The organism is Vibrio sp. Sgm 5 (assembly GCF_026241575.1).
Classification (GTDB): Bacteria; Pseudomonadota; Gammaproteobacteria; order Enterobacterales; family Vibrionaceae; genus Vibrio; species Vibrio jasicida.
The window spans coordinates 1-14,986 of record NZ_JAPHPY010000079.1 but is presented as its reverse complement, the minus strand read 5'-3'; the positions used below and the strand labels follow the sequence as shown (position 1 = coordinate 14,986).

Here is a 14,986-nt window from a genome sequence, read left to right as displayed (position 1 = left end):
ATATGGTTCACCTCGTTCTGAGAGCCTACTCTAAGCGTAGGGCTTGAGAGTGAGGCGGACCATATAATTAGCCCCAAAGAGCGAACTCTTTGGGGCATTCAGCGTTTATGCTTCTAACGGTCAGATAGGAGCTTATTGCTGAACTTGGTATTCAAACTCAGGAACAACAACTTCTACGCGACGGTTTTGTTCACGACCTTCACGAGTCTCGTTTGAAGCGATTGGGTTGTTTTCACCTTCACCGCGAGCGTGGATACGTGAAGCATCGATACCTTTTTCTACTAGCGCGTTTGCTACAGATTCAGCACGTTTCTCAGAAACTTTTTGGTTGTAAGCTGCTGGGCCTGAAGTGTCTGTGTAACCAATTACGTCAACGTTCGCTTGTGGGTACTCGTTTAGGAATGCTACTAGCTCGTCTAGTTTTGCAGCGCTCTCTGGTTTTAGAGTTGTGCTGTTTAGTGCAAAGCTACCTGTACCGATAGTTTGAGTTTCAAAAGTCTTAGTTACTACAACTGGAGCAACTTCTTCAACAACCACTTCTTCAACGATTGGCTCTTCTTCAACAACAACTTCGTCGTTACCGCCAAACTTGAATGCAACACCTAGCGTTGCAGAGTTACCCATTGCTTTCACAGAATCGTTGTTGATGTCAGTGATTGTTTGGTATTCCGCACGTGCTGTTACGTTTTCGCTTACGTTGAATTCAACACCAGCTGCACCTAGGTAAGAGTAATCGTCTTTACCATCGTTCATCATTAGGTAAGCACCACCCACTTTACCGTAAAGTGCGATGTCTTCTGTGATTGGTAGGCTGAACTTAGGAGCAAGTGTAATTGCTTCTACATGGCCACCGAAAGAAGTTTGGTCGAAGTCACCTAGGTTGTCGAAGCCAGCTTCTACTGAGAAGTAGTCATTCATTTCGTAACCAACAAAAGCACCTAGAGTAGAGCCATCTTTGTCACAAGCTTGACCAGCTACACAAGCGTCGTCCATCCAAGACTTACCCATCTTACCGCCCACGTATACTTCTGCGTGCGCTGCTGAAGCCATAAGTAAAGAAGCTGAAATTACCGCTGCTAGTTTTTTCATTATTGATTCCTCTAAAAGAAGTTCTCTTGTTCGTTAACGAAATGCGCCGCCTGACTGACGTTGTATTTCAATTCTTTTATTCAGTTCCTTTGAGTTTGATACCGAAATAACTTCCGCTCATTTGCATAAAAGTCACTTGGGTATGTCTCCTGCTCAATGATGCATAAGCGTGCCTCACTGACGGCGAGCACTATAACCCTAAGAAATCCCGAGACAAATCCCAAAACTGTCAATTTAGTGTCATCGAAAAGCATGATTTAGTGTGATCTGGCGTACCATAAAGTGAGCCACAGCAATAGCGCAAACGTTTGCGCGATATTTCAAAATAGTAGAGGTAAAGCAAATTAACTTCTCATAAATGAGACGATATTTAAGGAACTTTGAGGATAGTGTTTTTATTTCAGAGAGATATTTCGCATGAAACTACTCAATTAGCATTCACAACAGCTATATTTGGATTAGTAAAACTTATCAACTTTTGAGCAATCTGATGAGAAAAAGTTCAGTAATTCAGGCGGTATTTCAGGAAATTTGCTGTTTCCCTGGTGGCAGATACAAAAAAGCCGCGGTATTTACCGCGGCTTTTCGACTAATTATTCAAGCAATTATGCGTTTGCTTCACGCTCAGCGATGAACTCAAGCGCCATCTTGATGCGAGCAACGCAGCGTTCTTTGCCAATCAGTTCCATTACTGCGTCTACAGAAGGAGACTGACCGCCACCTGTGACTGCAACGCGTAGTGGCATACCGATTTTGCCCATGCCGATTTCTAGCTCTTCACATACAGCTGCGATTACGCCATCTTTGATGTTCGCTGTTGTCCACTCAGTCAGTGCTTCTGCTTTCGCTAGAGCAAGCTCTAAAGGCTCTTTAGCCACGCCGCGTAGGTGTTTCTTCGCTGCGCCCGCTTCAAACTCAGCGAAGTCTTCGTAGAAGTAACGGATTTGCTCAGCTAGCTCAACTAGCGTGTTGCAACGCTCACCCACTAGCTTGATCACTTCAGTGATAGCAGGGCCGTTTGTTACGTCTAGTTTTTGTTGATCTAGGTGCCATTGTAGGTGCTCTGCAACGTACGCTGGATCTGAGTTTTTGATGTAGTGGTTGTTCAACCATTGCAGTTTGTCAGTGTTGAATGCAGACGCTGACTTAGATACTGCGTTTAGGCTAAATAGGTTGATCATCTCTTCTTGAGTGAAGATCTCTTGATCACCATGAGACCAACCAAGACGCACTAGGTAGTTGTTTAGTGCTGCAGGTAGGTAACCCATATCGCGGTATTGCATTACCGATACAGCGCCGTGACGCTTAGACAGTTTCGCACCGTCATCACCTAGGATCATTGCACAGTGTGCGAATGTTGGTACTGGCGCACCTAGCGCTTCGTAGATGTTGATCTGACGAGGCGTGTTGTTGATGTGGTCTTCACCGCGCACTACGTGAGTGATGCCCATATCCCAGTCATCAACCACTACACAGAAGTTGTACGTTGGCGAACCGTCAGTACGACGGATGATCAGATCATCCATTTGTGTGTTGCTGATTTCGATACGGCCACGGATTTGATCATCAAATACTACGCTGCCTTCTTTCGGGTTACGGAAACGGATAACACATGGATCGCCATCTTTTGCCGCTTCGTTTGCCGCTTTGATTTTTGGATGGTTAGCATCGTAACGAGGCATTTCTTTGTTTGCTTCTTGCTCTGCGCGAACTTCGTCTAGCAGCTCTTTAGATGCGTAACATTTGTATGCTTTGTCTTCTTCTAGAAGCTTATCAACCATCTCGTTGTAACGATCAAAACGTTGAGTTTGGAAGTAAGGACCTTCGTTCCACTCAAGACCTAGCCATTCCATGCCTTCTAGGATCGCATCAACCGCTTCCTGAGAGTTACGCTCAAGGTCAGTATCTTCGATACGTAGAACGAATTCACCACCTTGGTTTTTAGCGTATAGCCAAGAGTAAAGTGCAGTACGCGCACCACCAACGTGTAGGTAGCCAGTTGGGCTAGGAGCAAAACGAGTTTTAACCGTCATCAGAGTTCCTTAGGGGTAATGAGCAACGAGAGGGCTCTCGTTGTAATATCAAGGATAAAAGTGGCGACATTTTACCATCGTAGGTCGATTCTACAATCCTTCCGTGTGGTTTAACGCCAGAAATACAAACAGGGCAGCACCGATTAAGGTACTGCCCTCTTATTTATAGCGACAAAACGCTTGGAACAACAGAAGAGCTATCGCAAAAGAAAGTTACGAATGCCGATTATTTTAGATTCTGCATCGCCCACTGCATGAATTCTTGTTGCTCTTGACGGCTTAGATCACTGAAAGACTCTTTCAATGTCTTAGTGACAGCCGGAGACGCCGCGATGCTTGCTTTCGTCGATTGCTTGTTCATTGCTTTGTTGTAATCAGCCACTTCACGTTCATAGTCGCGGAACCCTTGTAGGCCGCCTTTGCGAAGTTGAACCATTGAAAACTCAACATCTTTACCGCTTACGTCTTTCAGCGTCAGTTTCGGATCCATTTCAAATGCTTTGGCTTCTTCAATAGTGCGGAACTTATTGTATGTCAGCGTTAGCTCTGCATCTTTCGGTGCATCGAACTCAAGTAAAAGAGGCTGTGAATCAAACTTACGACGCTTACCATCTTCAAAAACAATTTGGCCCACGTTCACAGCCAGTTGGTTTGCACCGTCTTCTACTTTGATGCTGTTGTTGTCAGAGATCCACTCAGGGTAGACGAACTCACTGTTGAGAACGCGAGGAACCAATTCCGCTTGCAGAGTCAGTTGAGCAGCAAATGCAGGCGCAGAAATAAGTGCGCAAAGTCCTAATAGTGTGGTTGTTTTTTTCATCATGGTTTTCTCGTCTTATACCAATTTAGATAAGTCACTGAAATCAACAGGCCAGTAATTCCAATGACTTATGTGAATAAGTATCAATACAAAAAGGGCGTTTCCGCCCTTTTAGCTGCTTCTATATTAGAAGTAGTATTCAACACCTACAGAGAACTCGTCGTAGTCAGCTGACTTCCAACGTGCTTTAGTGTCATCGTCTACTTGAGACGCACCGTCACCGAAGTCTAGCGTACGAGCACGAGCGTAAAGTACTGCAGATGGGTCTACGAAGTACATGATCTGTGCTGATAGTACATCATCCGCTGTGTTATCGATTGTCTTACCGTCACGTTCTAGGTCGAAGTTTGCTGCGTAACCCAGTTTGTACTGCCAATCACCTGTTGTGTACATTAGACCTGCAGACATTGCATCTTGCTTCTCGCTTACACCGTTGCTTGCATCAGCTTCCATGTATTTGTATTGAGCGAAGAAAGAGATACCGTTGTCAAACCAACCTTGAACACCTAGTAGGTACGTGTTGTTTTCCCAAGTTTGACTTTCACCTTCGATGTTACGGTTACCTTCGTAAGCAGCATCCAATTGTAGTGGACCTAACTTGTAGTGAGCCGCGATGCCGCCCCAGTAATCGTCACCTTCACCTAGACCCGCTTTATCACCAGCACCCACTGCTGCGTCGATAGAGAACTTGTCAGCGTACATTGGAGAATCCCAACGGATAGTGTTTGATTGACGGTCTTGGTACTTAGCACCACCGATTGCACCACCCCAGTCGTAAACATCACCTAGACCTGGGTTAGATGCTGGCCAGTCAACCAACTCGTACATTGGAGTAAGAACGCGACCTAGACGAACTTGACCCCAAGAAGCGCTTTCAAAACCTACGAATGTGTCACGCTCACCAAGACCTGCGCCTTCACCACCAAAGCTTGGGTCTACGTAGCCACCTTCGATTTGCCAAATGAACGTTGGTTCAAAGTTAGCGAATTGCTTTTTACCACGGAAGCCGATACGTGATTCGTTGTTTAGCTGCATGCCGCCCAAGTCATCGTCAGTTGCTTTGCTACCAGAATCGTAATCGCGGTACGCGGCCTGCATCGCGATAATACCGTACACTTCATATGAGAAAGAGTCTTTAGTTAGGTACTCTTTCGCTGCATCACTGTTTGCACCATCAGCAAAAGCTGAACCACTGAACATCATGCCTGTGATTGCAGTAGCAAGTAGGCTTTTCTTTAGGTAAGACATTTTTAACCCCTATATTTTTAGTTTTTTCCATTTTCAAATTCGCTAACTAGGACATTGCAGGAACTTGAATCTGTGTTTGGACGGAGCAAATATGACAAACTTTTTTCGCAGTAAAAAACTTTCCCCACGGCAATCTGAGCAACTTCAAAATGAGAAGATCAAAAACAATATAAACCAATTAATAACAACAACTTAAAATGACAAATAAAAATATAAAAACGTCAAAAGCATCCAGAGTCACTTGCTTTTTATATAAAAAGCTCGAAATTCGTGAGCAACCTCACGTCACTTTTAGGCGTTTTAACGGAACTTTATATTCAGAGAGAAAAAACTTTGAGATAACTCGCAACAATATCAGTACATTGACGGTGCAAGTAGGGGGATTTTGACGAAATTGTTTCACGTCGAAATGCTTGACCTTCCCCTTGCAGGAAGGTTTATCCTCTGAACATTACTATTCTTGAGGACAAATTATGTATCAGTTCGTTGTACCGATGTCAGGGCTTAACTGCATGGGCTGTGCTAGAAAAGTTGAGAAAGCTTTACATGCCAATCACAGTGTTGAGATCATCAATTTGTCCCCAACAGTGGTTGAGTTGAAAACCGAGTCCCCTCTTTCTTCTATTGTTGAATCCATCGAGACATTGGGTTATCACGCGGGTCATCAATATCAGTTCAACCTAGCTGGACTAAGTTGTGGCGGCTGTGTGAAGAAACTCTCTTCTTTGTTAGAAGCAAACCAAGACATCATTGCATTTCAAGCGTCGACAACCCAACTCGATATCTCGACCCTACTATCAGAGCAGAAAGTGATCGATCTTGTGGCGACTCTCGGCTACACCGCCAGCCCTGATTCTATTGAAGTAGAAGAAGAAAGCTCACCAGAGACTGAACAAGCAGACAAGCAAAGCAATATTAAAGATGCGCAGGTGCCACCAGCGAGTATTCAGCTGCAAATGCTGATTCAAGGCATGACGTGTGCGAGTTGCGTCTCTTCAGTAGAGAAAGCACTTACTAACGTAGAAGGCATTGAGAAAGCACAAGTAAACCTTGCTGAGCAAAGTGCATTAGTGTTCGCTACTCAAGATTCTGAAGCCCTTCACCACGCGATTATTGATTCAGTAAAACAAGCCGGTTACCAAGCAGAGATTCTCCAAGACGCAGCAACCCAACAAGAAAAGCAAGCAGCTCAGCAACTTGCCCAACAAAAAAGCTTCAAGCTAGATGCTATTGCTGGCTTAGTTGTCGGTGCGCCACTGATGTTGTGGGGGGTATTTGGCGGCAACATGGTGATTCGCAACACGAACGACCAGTTGGCTTGGGGTGCGATTGGTATTCTGTGTCTCTTACTGCTAGCAACTGCGGGTAAGCACTTCTTTACTAACGCATGGTTAGCAGCCACTCACAAACGTGCCACTATGGACACCTTAGTCGCGTTAGGTACCGAGGCGGCGTGGTTCTATTCGATGCTTGTGGTGATATTCCCAGACTGGTTCCCTCTTGCTTCACGCCATGTGTACTTTGAAGCGAGCGCAATGATCATCGGCTTAATTTCTCTTGGTCACTATATCGAGGCAAAAGCCAAAGCAAACACAACACGCTCATTGCAGGCGCTGATTAACCTACAACCTCAACAAGCGACGGTGATGACAGAACAAGGTGATCAACAGATCGCAGTTGAGCAAATCACGCTAGGCATGAAACTGCGCATCAAACCGGGCGAGAAAGTGCCAGTAGATGGCGTTGTGATACAGGGTGAATCGTACATTGATGAGTCGATGCTAACCGGTGAACCAGTACCAGTGTTAAAAGCGCAAGATGCACAAGTGTCTGCCGGTACACTGAACACAGATGGTGGATTAATCATTGAAGCAACGGGCATCGGCGCGAACACCATGCTGGCTCGAATCATTCGCATGGTACGCACAGCGCAAAGCAGCAAGCCTGCCATTGCCAAATTAGCGGACCAGATTTCATCGGTATTTGTACCGGTCGTGGTCGGCATCGCAATCCTTGCCGCTTTGGTTTGGTTTGCCGTAGGTCCAGAACCTAAAGCCAGCTACATGCTTGTAGTAACGACCACAGTGCTGATTATCGCCTGCCCTTGTGCGCTAGGCTTAGCAACGCCATTGTCGGTTACCGTTGGTGTCGGTAAAGCCGCAGAGCTCGGCATTCTGATCAAAGACGCTGACGCACTGCAGTTGGCAAGCAAAATCGATACCGTCGTATTCGATAAAACTGGCACGCTGACTCAAGGTAAACCGAGTGTGCAGCAAGTGTTTACTCACGCCACCAGCCAAGAGCACTTGCTAGTTCTGGCATACGCGGCAGAACGTCAATCGGAGCACCCGTTGGCAAAAGCCGTGTGTGATTACGCAAGAAAGAACAACACTGAAAATATTGAGTTGAGCGCATTCGAGAACATTCGTGGCCGTGGCATTACTGCGACCTACCAAGCACAACCGCTACTCATTGGCTCATTGCAATTCATGCAAACCGAGCAGATTGATACCAGCTCAATGAAGCAAGCGATTGAAGATTGTGCAAACAACGCTTGGACACCAGTGGCAGTGGCTCTGAACAACGAACTGATTGGTTTAATTGCCATCGCTGATCCAATTAAATCTGATGCCAAACAAGCAGTGTCTGCATTAAAATCGCAGGGCATAAAAACCGTCATGCTCACAGGCGACAACCAACACGTAGCCAATGCCATCGGCAAAGAACTCGGCATTGATGAAGTCATCGCTCAAGTGATGCCAGATGAGAAAGCACAACACATTGAATTGCTGCAATCTCAAGGCCGGACGGTTGCGATGATCGGTGATGGCATCAATGACGCACCAGCCCTTGCACTGGCGGATCTTGGTGTCGCAATGGGAAGTGGCAGTGACGTGGCAATCGAAAGCTCACAAATGACCATTCTCAATACATCACCAATGGCCGTTGTGCATGCGATTGAACTCTCTCGCGCAACACTTAAGAACATGAAACAAAACTTGTTCGGCGCCTTTATTTATAACTCGTTGGGTATTCCTATCGCCGCAGGCGTACTTTACCCAGCGTTTGGATTTTTGCTCAGTCCTGTCGTTGCTGGTGCAGCGATGGCACTGTCTTCAATCACGGTCGTCAGTAATGCAAATCGACTACGACTGTTTACCATTAAGTAAGCGACACTTCTTCTCGAGGATATTATGAAGTTGAAACTATTGACCTTTACAATGCTTGCTGTCACATCGGCGAACGTATTAGCCGCTGATGTCATCAACCACAAATCGCCATACTGTGGCTGCTGTGGCTAATGGACAAAACACATGGAAGAGAACGGCTTTACTGTGGAAGAAAAGCTGCATGATGACATGAATGCGATCAAACGCGATTTGGGCATCAAGAACGAACAGCTTTACTCTTGCCACACCGCGGAGATCGATGGCTACGTATTTGAAGGTCATATTCCTGCCGCCGACATTAAAGCCTTCTTAGAAAACCCGCCTCGAAATGCAAAAGGCCTGACTGTACCGGGTATGCCAATGGGCTCACCAGGCATGGAATACGGCGATAAGAAAGACAGCTACGCTGTTTACGCCTACAACGAGAAAGGCCAAGTATACGAATACCGTTACCACAAAGGTAACGAGCAATAAAAATAAAGCCCAGCGAGACAAACCGCTGGGCTTTTTCTTAATGGACAGTTAAGACAAACTTTTTAATTAGAAGCCGTAAGATGCGCCGAATACAAATGCGTTGTTTACTAGGCTATCACCTGATGCATTCTCTGCACCGTGTGCTTGGCTACGGAACTCAAAGTAAGGTTGAACGCCCTTACGAGTCCATGTTGCACGTAACTCGTGGTCCATGGTTTCAGCATCAATCATGTAAACGTTGTTGTAGCTGAAGGTCACGTCTTCGTTCATCGCGTAACCAATGCGGTTATCCATGCGGTAATCTGTTTTCGCGTCTGCGTCTGTTGCATCGATGTGTGCACGAGTACGGTTGCTTAGAGAGATACCGTTATCGAAGTTGTAGCCGATTTTAACTAGCGGGCGGTATTGAATGCTCTCCCCAGCAGAGAATAGATGCTGGTAACCTGCTGCAACCCATAGGTGATCAGTGATGTTAAATGCTTGCTCACCACCCACAGTGATAGCTGGTGTTGTGTTACCTGCGCCGCCGTTTTCAGTTTCTAACTTACCAAGTTGGATGCCATCAAACTCAGTGTAAACCGTGAAACCGCCGAATTGGTTATCGAAAGTGTGGCCAGCTTCTAGCGTTGATGTCATGTCCGAACCGTGAATTCGACCATCATCGTGAAATTGAATATTACCCGTTACGTAAGATGAGTCTGCGAAAGCGCTTGAAGCGAAAACAAGAGAAAGTGCACTTAGTGCTAAAACGTTTTTCATAATTACTGCCTTTATTTGTTCACGTTATGCGATGAGATGTCCGGCTATCACTGCCCTTCATCGCAAACATTGGGATGTGCCTCCCTGGCGACAGCAATACTGCGCAAATTAATTCGCATTGAAAAATAAATCGTTTAAAACAGTGATCCAATTCAAATCAACATTTTCGAAACCCAATAAAGTTTATTAAATACAGTCACTTGATATAAAACCTGAAAATTCGTCAAAAAAATAAAGTGTGACCTGAAGCTAATTAGGCTCTCAAATTTGGCACAAAATAAGCATCGAGATCACACTCTTCTTTTCTTTCTAAATTACGAACTTAATTATCAGTAAAAAATAATTAGACATTGATCACGCTTATTTTCCGTAGAAAAATAAATAAAGCCCTCAACATAAGTTGAGGGCTTTGAGTAAGGAACAATGATTTCAGTGAATGATTAGCAGAATTACTTCACGCTAGTCACGCGGCTTGTTTTCTCACCCGTAGCAGATACAGAGCGGATAAACACTTCACCTTTCACATTTGGACGAGCATTGTCTGCGTAAGTTAGCCAGTTCTTGCCGTCTAGAGAGTATTGAAGCTTCACACCAGGGAACTGAACGTTCATTGCTAGCTTGCCATCTTCTACTTTCGCACCTGGTACAGGTAGGCGGTAGTCGATACCAGATTTCTCTAGCTTAGCCAGTTCACGTTGGCCAAGTACGTTCGCAAAGCGGTTGTAGTCTTGGTTTAGCGCAGCTTTGTCTACTAGATTAGAGTTTTGCGAGTATTCAACACCCACTTTGTAGTCGTTTTCCCAATCAGCACGGTGCCATGCACGCTCAGCGGCTGCTAGTACGCGAGGGAATACCATGTACTCGTATTGCTCGTCATTACGTACTGTCTCAGACCAAAGCTGTGCTGATAGACCGTAGAAAGGTTTCGCTTCGATTTCACCTTTACCAGTAAAGCCATTACCATCGCGATCTACAGACGTTTCTGCGTTTTGAGGCATGTTCTCTGGTGCAAAGCCAAACATCTTACGAGTATCTGTTGCACGTGTAGCCCAGTAGTAACCACGCTCTTTCGGGTCAACTTCGTATGGCATGTCCATGTAAACGTAGTCAGGGTTAGAAACAATCACGTCGTAACCTTTCTTAGACCACTCATACACTGATGACGTGCCACCCCAGTAAAGAACGTCCCAGAAGTTTACGCGAGTATTTTCTGTTGCGAACGCTTTCTCGCCTTCACTGTACTTAAGACCATCTTGCCAAGCTTGGAAGTTAGGGATGCCCTTCTCAGCCACAATCTTAGACACTTCTTCTGCAAAGTGGCTTGGTAGATGAGCAAAGTCGCTTACCGTACCGTCTGCAATTAGCGTCTGACATTGTGGAGATTGTGCAAATGGCTTGTCTTGTTTAGACAGGTCAATCGTACCCTTCCAGCTTACTTTGTCTTCAGCGTTCACATCTTGGAAACCAGCGCCTAGCTTGATGTTCTTCGCTTCGTCACCACCAAAGTGCCATGTTGATAACGGTGCGCCCGCTTCTTGGTGCATTGCCGCTACTTCTGAAATCACTTTATCAACAAAGCGAGTTGAAGATTCCATACATGGGTTGATGAAGCTTTGCTTGTTGTAGAACTGAACCGTCGTTACGTTCGATGTATCTTGAGGATCCATCAGGCGGTACTCGTTTGCTTCTGCTTCTTTACCTTCTTCCATTAGACGGTCGTAACGAGCTTCCATTGATACCACAGCTGCACGAGCGTGCGCAGGCATATCGATTTCAGGAATCACTTCGATGTTACGCGCTTTCGCGTACTTCAAGATGTCCACGTAGTCTGCTTTGCTGAAGAAGCCAGAACCAAAGTTGTCTGTCGTTGCACCTGAGCCAAGCTGAGGCAGTAAACAGCTTTTCTCTTCCAAATCGAAACAACGGTTAGCACCCACTTCTGTCAGCTCAGGCAGACCCGGGATTTCTAAACGCCAGCCTTCATCATCCGTTAAGTGAAGGTGTAGTTTGTTCATCTTGTACGCTGCCATTTGGTCTAGCGTTGCAAGAATTGCGTCTTTAGAGTGGAAGTTACGAGCCACATCCACCATCACACCACGGTAATCAAAGCGAGGTGCATCTTGAATTGACAGTTGTGGTAGAGAATCAGCATTTTGGCTATCTATCAGGCCAAAGATAGATTGTACTGCGTAAAACGCGCCAGCTTGGTCGAACGCTTTAATAACAATACCGTTGCCGTTGATGCTCATATCGTAAGCACCAGATTTTGCTAATTCACCGGTGAAGTTTGCAGGAACTAGCGTGATGCTAACAGGAACATCACCACGAACATCCACACCTACCACTTCTGCACGATCTTGAATTGCTGCGTATTGAGCCGCATCAAATGCGCCTTTCGGCAGCGCAATACCACCTGCGATGTCTACTGTGCCTTTGCCTGCTTTCACATGCATTGGCGTTGGTAGCAACGTAGTTGATACATCTTGTTTTGCTAGATCTTCGTTCTTTTCAAAACGAGATACCGCACTTGCCATGATGTTGTTGTCATCAGGCGTACGTTTTAGGTTGTTGCCTTCAAGGCCAGTAACGAAAGAATTAACGTCTTCTGTATTAAGCGACGCGATCATCTTAGCCTCTGCGTTTGGCGCTGCAACAAATGCACCCGGCATGAAGTCAGTTTCAAATAACTGCCAGTATTCAGCAACAAGAGGAAGAACCACTTCTTCACCTGCCGCAAAGCCATCAAATTTGTCTGTTGGTTCTAGTTTGTGTAGGTCGCCCGTTACACGAGAGATTTTGAATTGTTCGTTGTCGACATCCAGAATCAGACGGATGCTGTGGAAGTAGATAGCCCAATCTTGAGAGTCAACCGCTTCGCCTTGGTTAACCAGTGTCATGTTGACTTTGTTACAAGACGCCCACTCTGCGCCCATATCCTGACATGCAAGACCCTCGTTAGCGCCGTGGTTAGTCAACACTTCATATTGAATATCAAGGTTGTCAGCCAATGAGTTTACAACTTGTTGCTCAGAATTCTGTAGTGAAGAGCAACCTGCCAATGTAGCAATAACAGAAGCAGCAATCAGACTATGTTTCAACATCTTACTTTCCCCAAAAAGTCAGTGGTTCAAAACGACATTTATCAAAAATGGTGAGCACCTAAATGCGAGGCGCTTAACAGTTGCATTCAACATACAAGCAGTTATTTCTAAGCGTAAAATTAATGAAACTAAGAAGTGATCCAGGTCAAATTCAGCATTACTTAAGAAAATATAAACACATATATTTCAATCACTTAATTAAAACGTCAAAAACGAACAACTTTTTTTGACGAGTTTGTTGCGATCTCAATCACGAATATCGATGGGTTTAGACGGGTTTTATAGGATTTTGATCACTATTGGTTATTTAGTAATCCATTAACAACAAACTCAATTGAAGTGCTTTCGTGAATTAGATCTCATTTCCATGCCGTCAAAACTCGTCAATATTTTTAGAAATGACGATTTTGCCGAACCATGTTATAGATAAGGTGCATATTGAATTCTAGGAGCAAAATATGTTTCGACTCTTGTCTGTCATGTCATCTTTGATTGTTTTTTTCACCTCCTACTCCGCACAAGCAGAGCCACAACACTGGTTGGTACAAAAAGGAGACACCGAATACATGATTATTGGTTCTGTCCATGTGGGCGACAAAAGCATGTACCCTTTACCGAAAGCCGTGACTCAGTTCCTCAACAACAGTGACGGTTTGATCATCGAAGCGGATATCAGAAATACCGAAGGGGCTGCATTTCCAAAAACAAAACTACTTGCGAAAGACATCCTCGATAAACAACAACGTCAGCACTTGGCTGACATCGCAAAAGATCTTGGATTACCGGAAGAACAACTACTCGATGCACCACCTTGGTCGGCGGCATTGACGATTCAGCTCTTGCTAGTGAATAAGTTAGGCTATGCCTCAGACCAAGGTGTCGACATGCACTTAATGACGCTTGCTGATAAGCAAAATGTGCCAGTGATTCCACTCGAAACGGTACAATTTCAGTTGGACTTAATTGCTGGACAAGAAGATGGCGGGAAAGAATTACTGCTCTCTTCTATCGAAGAATATGACGGTGGTGAGGCTTTGGTACAGTGCTTGATCGACAGTTGGAAGACTGGAGATGGTAACTCTCTAGAAGATGCGTCTAAAAGCGCAGAGTCTACCGATGCATTTAATGAGGCTTTCCTGTATGAGCGCAACCATGATTGGGCTGAAAAGCTAGATTCAGGCAGTGTACTGCCAAAGAAAGCAGGTCAATACACCATTGTGGTCGGTAGCTTGCACTTAGTTGGTAAAGATAACTTGATCGATTTACTCAGAAAACGCGGCTTTAACATCGAAGCTCTGGGCAATACTAGCAAAGCAGATTGTGACATCTAAACGGGCACAATATTTACACTACGAACATCAGTGCCCTGATTGACGGGGCACTTACATCCTCTTACACCGCACCCACGCTGTTGAGTCTACACTTACGCTTCGCTGACAAATCCAGCAATCTATCCGATACTATCGACTCAACCTGTACACAATCTCAAATTTGATAAGAGCCTTATGACGTTCAAAGCCTCATTATTATGTCTAGCCAGCGCACTACTTTTACCTTCGTTAGCGAATGCCAAGCCATCTTGCACGATTGAAGAATTCCAGCCCGTCGATATCGCCCCAGAAACTAAAGGTGGTGTATTCGATAAAGAAAGTGGTCAGTTCTTAATTACCCAAAAACCTATGATGCGCTGTGCGAACATTACTTTTTCTACTGCCCATACTCGCAATCGCGTCGCACATCTAATCAATCAGAATTTTGAAGCCGAATACTTCGATGGCAAAACAGGGAAATCACACTCTGTGACGTTTGATGAAGATGAACTTCAAGCTGGCTACATCAAGGTAGGACCAAACAATCCACAAACGGTTTATGTCTGTTTCACCACATCCGAAACACCAATTAAAGATATTAGTTGTGATGTGAAATAGCGGGAATGGGAAGCGACTTTGTTTTGTCTTTCTAGGAACAAGTTCCATCAACAACTTTCAAAGCCGAGTGCACTTCATTAGCCCTCTAGCGAACACCTCTCAATTCCTAAAGCGAAGCGCTCCCGATTCAAAAAAACCGTAAACGTAAAAAGCCGCAACATTTCTGTTGCGGCTTTTCTAAAATAAGTCGGTGAAGAGCCATATTCTAACTTCAGGCGAACCCCATTTGGTTCGCTGCTATCAAAGCCAAATTTGCGACCACCGAAACGACGAAAGCCTGCTCATTGAGCCTGTCTCTTGATCACAAGTCTAGTGATCAAGAGACATTGCGAGTTCGTAGCCTTCAAGGATGGTTTGTAGTTTA

9 protein-coding genes and 1 pseudogene are annotated in these 14,986 nt (G+C 45.1%); 4 read left to right on the top strand and 6 right to left on the bottom strand.

The genetic code is table 11. The features are described 5' to 3' along the window. Window positions 1-132: 132 nt before the first annotated feature. From OQJ86_RS24830 to chiP, 4 genes are all read right to left on the bottom strand, one after another. Window positions 133-1,089, bottom strand: coding sequence for an OmpA family protein (locus OQJ86_RS24830; RefSeq protein WP_038872851.1), 957 nt, complete (start codon window positions 1,087-1,089; stop codon window positions 133-135). 605 nt (window positions 1,090-1,694) lie between these two features. Continuing rightward, a complete protein-coding gene (gene gltX / locus OQJ86_RS24825; protein WP_020196224.1) occupies window positions 1,695-3,122 on the bottom strand; it encodes a glutamate--tRNA ligase in 1,428 nt (475 codons plus the stop codon). Between the two features lie 226 nt (window positions 3,123-3,348). After that, on the bottom strand, window positions 3,349-3,945 hold the full coding sequence (locus tag OQJ86_RS24820) for a DUF2057 domain-containing protein (protein WP_038872848.1): 597 nt from the start codon (window positions 3,943-3,945) through the stop codon (window positions 3,349-3,351). Window positions 3,946-4,068: 123 nt separating this feature from the next. Next, a complete protein-coding gene (chiP, locus tag OQJ86_RS24815) occupies window positions 4,069-5,190 on the bottom strand; it encodes a chitoporin (RefSeq protein ID WP_038872845.1) in 1,122 nt (373 codons plus the stop codon). A 473-nt stretch (window positions 5,191-5,663) separates the two neighbouring features. On the opposite strand from chiP, the gene OQJ86_RS24810 reads away from it, so the two are divergent. Next, window positions 5,664-8,360 carry a heavy metal translocating P-type ATPase gene (locus OQJ86_RS24810; RefSeq protein ID WP_265991799.1) on the top strand — a complete coding sequence of 899 codons (2,697 nt, stop codon included), beginning with the start codon at window positions 5,664-5,666 and terminating at the stop codon, window positions 8,358-8,360. Between the two features lie 24 nt (window positions 8,361-8,384). Beyond that, window positions 8,385-8,834 (top strand): annotated as a pseudogene (locus OQJ86_RS24805) (DUF411 domain-containing protein). Between the two features lie 66 nt (window positions 8,835-8,900). Here OQJ86_RS24805 and OQJ86_RS24800 read toward each other — a convergent pair. Next, window positions 8,901-9,593, bottom strand: coding sequence for an oligogalacturonate-specific porin KdgM family protein (locus tag OQJ86_RS24800; protein WP_038872835.1), 693 nt, complete (start codon window positions 9,591-9,593; stop codon window positions 8,901-8,903). A 449-nt stretch (window positions 9,594-10,042) separates the two neighbouring features. Then, window positions 10,043-12,694, bottom strand: coding sequence for a beta-N-acetylhexosaminidase (locus tag OQJ86_RS24795; RefSeq protein ID WP_265991797.1), 2,652 nt, complete (start codon window positions 12,692-12,694; stop codon window positions 10,043-10,045). A gap of 458 nt (window positions 12,695-13,152) precedes the next feature. Here OQJ86_RS24795 and OQJ86_RS24790 point away from each other — a divergent pair, with 458 nt between their 5' ends. Further along, entirely contained in the window at window positions 13,153-14,025 is an 873-nt protein-coding gene (locus OQJ86_RS24790) for a TraB/GumN family protein (RefSeq protein WP_038879805.1), read from the top strand. Window positions 14,026-14,199: 174 nt separating this feature from the next. Continuing rightward, window positions 14,200-14,622, top strand: a complete 423-nt coding sequence (locus tag OQJ86_RS24785) for a hypothetical protein (RefSeq protein WP_038872828.1) — start codon at window positions 14,200-14,202, stop codon at window positions 14,620-14,622. Window positions 14,623-14,986: the final 364 nt, after the last annotated feature.